This window comes from Gammaproteobacteria bacterium (assembly GCA_037388465.1).
Lineage (GTDB): Bacteria > Pseudomonadota > Gammaproteobacteria > SpSt-1174 > SpSt-1174 > JARRKE01.
This window is the reverse complement of the sequence record JARRKE010000109.1, coordinates 1-5161: the sequence shown is the minus strand read 5'-3', so window position 1 is coordinate 5161 and position 5161 is coordinate 1. Positions and strand designations below refer to the sequence as shown.

Here is a 5161-nt window from a genome sequence, read left to right as displayed (position 1 = left end):
CGTACGCGGCCGAAGGCAACATCGACGACTATTACGAAGACAACCGCGCGTTTCATCAGGCGGTTCAGGACCTGTCCGGCAACCGCTGGCTGCAGCGGGTCGCCGCCGACCTGCGCCGCATCATGCGGCTGGGACGACACGAGCAACTCACCCTGCCGGGCAGGCTGCAGGCCTCCCTGCAGGAACACCGGCGCATCATGGAAGCCTTTCGCAGCGGCGATGCCGATCTTGCCGACCGTTGCATGCAGGAGCACCTGATTCAGCAGGGCATCGCACTGAATCGACTGACCGCACACGACGAGTCGTCCGCCGCGGTCTGATATCCAATAAAACATGCCTCATACACAGAGGAGGAGGGAAATAATGATCAAAAAACTGCTGACAACCGCCACCCTGGCCCTGGGCGTCGTCCTGGCCGGCCAGGCCAGCGCCGCCGACCTGGTGCTGCGCGCCTCGCATCAATGGCCCAAAGGCGACATGCGCGACGAAATGGTGCGCATCATTGCGCGCGACGTGGCTAAGGCCAACGTCGGGCTCAAGATCCAGGTTTACCCCGGCAAGTCGCTGTTCAAGCCCAAGGAACAGTGGAACGCCATCGTGAAGGGCCAGCTCGACATCACCGCCTTTCCGCTGGACTACGCCGGCGGCCGCCACCCGGAGTTCAATCTCACCCTGATGCCCGGCCTGGTCCGCAACCATGAACACGCGCAGCGTCTCGACCACTCGCCGTTCATGAAGCGCATCAAGAAGGTCATCAACGACGCCGGTGTCATCGTGCTGTCCGACACCTGGCTGGCGGGAGGCTTCGTCTCCAAGAAGGACTGCGTGCTCGACCCGAAGGACGTGAAGGGACAGCGCTTCCGCGCCGCGGGCAAGGCCTTCAATCAGATGCTCGCCGCCGCCGGCGCCTCGATCCACAGCATGCCGAGCTCCGAGATCTACACCGGCCTGCAGACCGGCGTGCTGGATGGCGCCAACACCAGCTCCGCCAGCCTGGTCTCGTATCGCATCTACGAACAGGTCTCCTGCCTGACCGCGCCCGGCAAGAACGCGCTGTGGTTCATGTACGAGCCGATCCTGATGTCGAAAAAGACCTTCGACCGCCTCAACAAGGCCCAGCAGGAAGCCATCCTGGCCGCCGGCAAGGATGCGGAGAAATACGCCTACGAGCATGGCAAGGAGGCGGACAAGATCCTGGTCGACACCTACAAGAAGCACGGCGTCAAGGTCGTCACCATGAACAAAAAGCAGTTCGACGAATGGAAAGCAATCGCCGAGAAGTCTTCCTACAAGGACTTTGCGGATCGCGTCAAAGGCGGGCGTGAGCTGCTGGATATGGCCTTGTCGGTGAAATAAAGCAACCATTCCGGCCGGACGCCAAGCGTCCGGCCGGGATCTCTCGGCGCATTTCCATGACCCTATTCATCAAGCTGGTCGCCACCCTGTCGCGGCTGTGCGGCATCGCGTCCGCCGCCATGATCGTGAGCGCGGTCCTGGTCGTCTGCCAGATGGTGACGCTGCGTTATCTGTTCGACCAGTCGACGTCCTGGCAGAGCGAGTTCGTCACCTACGTGCTGATCGCCGCCACCTTCGTCGGCAGCCCCTACGTGCTGCTCACCCGCGGCCACGTCAACGTCGACCTGCTGCCCATGTATCTCGGCCACCGGGCGCGCATCGTGCTCGCACTGCTGGCCTCCACCATCGCGCTGATATTCTGCCTGCTGATCACCTGGTACGGCTTCAGCCTGTGGCACGAGGCCTGGTCCAAGGACTGGCACTCGGACACCATCTGGGGGGTACGCCTGTGGATTCCCTACGCGGCGATGCCGATCGGGTTCGCCGTGCTTTCCCTGCAATACATCGCCGACATGCTCAGCCTGATCACCGGCCGCGAGCTGCCCTTTGGCCTCGCCCCCGAAACACGCATCCAGGACAGGTGATATGAGCACCCTGACGATCGGATTATTGGTAGCCGTCGCATTGATCATCCTGCTGCTGAGCGGCATGCCCGTGGCCTTCGCCCTGGGCGCGGTCGCCGTCGTCTTCCTGGTCGCCTTCCAGGGCCTCAGCAGCCTCTCGGTGCTGGCGGACACCCTGTTCGGCGGACTCAACGAATTTGCGCTGCTGGCCATCCCCATGTTCATTCTCATGGGCGCGGCGGTGGCCGCCTCACGCGCCGGCGGCGACCTGTACGAAGCACTGGAACGCTGGATGTATCGCGTGCCCGGCGGCCTGCTGATCTCCAACCTCGGCGCCTGCGCGATCTTCGCAGCCCTGAGCGGCTCGTCGCCGGCCACCTGCGCCGCCATCGGCAAGATGGGCATTCCGGAGATGAAAAAGCGCGGCTATCCCAGCTCCCTGGCCACCGGCGCCATCGCCGCCGGAGGCACGCTGGGCATCCTGATCCCGCCCAGCATCACCATGATCGTCTACGGCATCGCGACCGGCACCTCCATCGGACGCCTGTTCATCGCCGGCATCCTGCCCGGCCTGATGCTGACCGCCATGTTCATGACCTGGTCGCTGATCTACGCCTCCAAAAAGGGTTACCGGTTCAAGATCGGCGACACCCAGTACAGCTGGCGCCAGAAGATCGAGATCCTGCCGCGCATCCTGCCGTTCCTGGCACTCATCGGCGCGGTGCTGTGGGCGCTGTACGGGGGCGTCGCCACCCCTTCCGAAGCAGCCGGCGTCGGCGCCCTGTTCGCCATCCTGCTGGCGGTGTTCATCTACCGCATGTGGGATCCGCGCCAGTGGTGGGAAATCCTGCGCCTCGCCACCCGCGAGTCGGTCATGATCATGCTGATCATCGGCACCGCCGCCCTGTTCAGCTACATGCTGTCCTCGCTGTACGTCACCCAGACCCTGGCCGAATGGATCGGCGGCCTGAACGTCAGCCCCTGGGTGCTGCTGCTGTACATCAACATCTTCCTGCTGGTGGCCGGCCTGTTCCTGCCGCCGGTCGCGGTCATTCTGATGGCCGCACCGATCCTGGTGCCCATCATCCAGCAGCACGGCTACGACCCCATCTGGTTCGGCGTGGTGCTGACCATCAACATGGAGATCGGCCTGATCACCCCGCCGGTGGGCCTGAACCTGTACGTCATCAACGGTATCGCGCCGGACATCAAGCTGCCGACCATCCTGTGGGGCGCGCTGCCCTTCATGCTGTGCATGGTGCTGGGGATCATCCTGCTCACGCTGTTCCCCGGCATCGCCACCTGGCTACCCAACCATCTGATGGGCGGTGGATGATGCGTAATCACTGGCTGGACCGCCTGCTGGACTCGGTCGCCGACCGCGGCCGGGAACTGCTCAGGCTCAAGAACGACGCCTCGGGCAGGCCCGACGTCCAGATGCTGTGCGACAGCCTGCTGGCGGAACACGGCGAGGCCTCGGGCATCGCGCTGTCGCGGGAAATTCTGCGCGCCTACCAGGCCATGGCCCCGGACGAGCGCCTGAATTTTTTCGAACTGCTGCACCGGCGCTACGGCCCCGACCCGGCACGCATTCGCCCCGCGGCCGAGGCATATTTCGAGAGCAACTCGGTGGACGACTTCCTGGCCCTGTGGGCCATGGTCGAACCGCCGCGCCAGGAACTGCTGCGCCGCCTCAACATGGCGCCGCAGGCCACGGGGCAGCTGGTGGCGATGCGCGGCGACCTGCTGCGCCAGCTTCGCCAGCACCCTCATCTCAAGGGCGTCGACGCCGACTTCCAGCACCTGCTCCATTCCTGGTTCAATCGCGGCTTTCTGCAGCTGCGCCGCATCAACTGGCAAAGCCCGGCCGAGATCCTGGAAAAGCTCATCAGCTACGAAGCCGTGCACGCCATCCAGGGCTGGGACGACCTGCGCCGCCGCCTGGCCGAGGACCGGCGCTGTTTCGCCTTTTTCCATCCCAGCATGCCCGACGAGCCGCTGATCTTCGTCGAGATCGCCCTGGTCAATGGCATGAGCGACAAGGTCTCACCGCTGCTCGACCTGCAGGCCGAGGTCCTGCCGGCGGCCGAGGCGGACACCGCGATCTTCTACTCCATCAACAACACGCAGCGCGGCCTGCGCGGCGTGTCGTTCGGCAATTTCCTCATCAAGCAGGTGCTGTCCGAACTGCGCGACGAACTGCCGCAGCTCGAGTGCTTCGCCACCCTGTCCCCCATGCCGCGTTTCGCCGCCACCATGCGTCCGGCGCTGGCCGGCGAAAGCCATGACCTGCCCCGCGAACTGCTCGAACGCCTGCTGGAGGAGTGGTCCGAACCGCTTTGCCAGACGGCCGGGCAGACCAACCCCTGCGACGCGATGCTCGCCCTGCTCGACGACCGGGATGGCGTGCCGCACGCCGAGCTGTTGTCCGAACCTTTGATTCGCCTGGCCCTGACCTACCTGACCCTGCCGGGTCCCCGCCAGGGCGTGACCGATCCGGTGGCCAACTTCCACCTCGCCAACGGCGCGCGTCTGGAGCGTATCAATCCCTTCGCGGCCGCCACGCCCGACCACCTGGAGGCCTCGTTCGGCGTCATGGTCAACTATCTCTACGATCCCGACGAGGTCGAGGCCAACCACGAACGCTTCACCGCCACCGGCAGCATCGCCCTGTCGAAATCGCTGGGCCGCCAGTACCGCAGCGTCCGCGAGCTACTGCCCGCCCGCGACGTCACCGAAGCCTGATACGCACATTCATCCCAAGGCGGAACCACGTTGAATATGGATATCGTCATGCTGTTGAGCATGGGTGCCCTGGCCGGCACCCTGGCGGGACTGTTGGGCATCGGCGGGGGCATCATCATCGTCCCCGTGCTGGCCCTGGTGTTCCAGCACCAGCACGTCGACCCGGGGGTGTTGATGCACGTGGCCATCGGCACCTCGCTGGGCACCATCGTGATCACCTCGCTGTCGTCGATCCGCGCCCACCACCGGCGCGGCGCCATCCAGTGGCCGGTGTTCCGGCTCATCACCCCCGGCATCCTCGTCGGTGGCCTGATCGGCGCGGCCATCGCCGACCAGCTGAGCGGCGCGACCCTGCGCACGGCCTTTGCCTTGTTCATGCTGCTGGTCGCCGCGCAGATGATGCTGGGCAACGCCTCCAAACCGCATCGCCAGCTGCCGAAACGGTTCGGCCTGCTGCTGGCCGGCCTGGTCATCGGCACCGTCTCGGCCCTGATGGG

The 5161-nt window shown here is 65.0% G+C and carries 6 protein-coding genes; all 6 read left to right on the top strand.

Annotated elements, in window-relative coordinates; translation table 11 throughout:
- On the top strand, positions 1 to 320 hold a 320-nt coding region (locus P8Y64_13435), incomplete at its 5' end, for an FCD domain-containing protein (GenBank protein ID MEJ2061467.1).
- Between the two features lie 43 nt (positions 321 to 363).
- Complete coding sequence (gene dctP, locus P8Y64_13430) at positions 364 to 1356, top strand: TRAP transporter substrate-binding protein DctP (protein ID MEJ2061466.1); 993 nt, start codon at positions 364 to 366, stop codon at positions 1354 to 1356.
- A gap of 56 nt (positions 1357 to 1412) precedes the next feature.
- A complete protein-coding gene (locus tag P8Y64_13425; protein MEJ2061465.1) occupies positions 1413 to 1940 on the top strand; it encodes a TRAP transporter small permease in 528 nt (175 codons plus the stop codon).
- Position 1941: 1 nt separating this feature from the next.
- Complete coding sequence (locus P8Y64_13420) at positions 1942 to 3255, top strand: TRAP transporter large permease (protein MEJ2061464.1); 1314 nt, start codon at positions 1942 to 1944, stop codon at positions 3253 to 3255.
- A complete protein-coding gene (locus P8Y64_13415; GenBank protein MEJ2061463.1) occupies positions 3252 to 4664 on the top strand; it encodes a malonyl-CoA decarboxylase family protein in 1413 nt (470 codons plus the stop codon). The genes P8Y64_13420 and P8Y64_13415 overlap by 4 nt, the downstream gene beginning before the upstream one ends.
- 36 nt (positions 4665 to 4700) lie before the next feature.
- The coding region (locus tag P8Y64_13410; GenBank protein MEJ2061462.1) for a sulfite exporter TauE/SafE family protein at positions 4701 to 5161 on the top strand (461 nt) is incomplete at its 3' end.

Excerpts from the sequence above, each read along its gene's own strand:
- dctP (MEJ2061466.1), top strand. The coding sequence starts at position 364 with ATGATCAAAAAACTGCTGACAACCGCCACCCTGGCCCTGGGCGTCGTC.
- P8Y64_13425 (MEJ2061465.1), top strand. The coding sequence starts at position 1,413 with ATGACCCTATTCATCAAGCTGGTCGCCACCCTGTCGCGGCTGTGCGGC.
- P8Y64_13420 (MEJ2061464.1), top strand. The coding sequence starts at position 1,942 with ATGAGCACCCTGACGATCGGATTATTGGTAGCCGTCGCATTGATCATC.
- P8Y64_13415 (MEJ2061463.1), top strand. The coding sequence starts at position 3,252 with ATGATGCGTAATCACTGGCTGGACCGCCTGCTGGACTCGGTCGCCGAC.